The following is a 228-nucleotide window of genomic DNA, read 5'->3' as shown; positions in this document are numbered from 1 at the left end:
ATAGAGGCTCTGTGCCACGCGCTCGATCGGCCGCACCAGGCGCTCCGGCAGCACCATCCAACCGATTCGCCAGCCCGTCATGCAGTAATATTTGGAGAAGGAGTTGATGACGATCGCCTCGTCGGTCAGCTCGAGCGCGCTCGCTTCCTCGCCGGCGAAGGTCAGCCCGTGATAGATCTCATCGGAGATGAAGGCGATGGATTGGGCCGCGCAGTAGTCCGCAAGCGC

The 228-nt window shown here is 62.3% G+C and carries 1 protein-coding gene; it reads right to left on the bottom strand.

The annotated features are described in order from the left end of the window. Window positions 1-228: aminotransferase class I/II-fold pyridoxal phosphate-dependent enzyme (locus EOD29_RS35670; RefSeq protein WP_127248952.1), on the bottom strand; the 228-nt coding region annotated here is incomplete at both ends.

This window comes from Mesorhizobium sp. M1A.T.Ca.IN.004.03.1.1, from assembly GCF_003997555.1.
In the GTDB taxonomy this organism is placed as follows: Bacteria; Pseudomonadota; Alphaproteobacteria; order Rhizobiales; family Rhizobiaceae; genus Mesorhizobium.
This window is presented reverse-complemented; position numbering and strand designations above follow the sequence as displayed.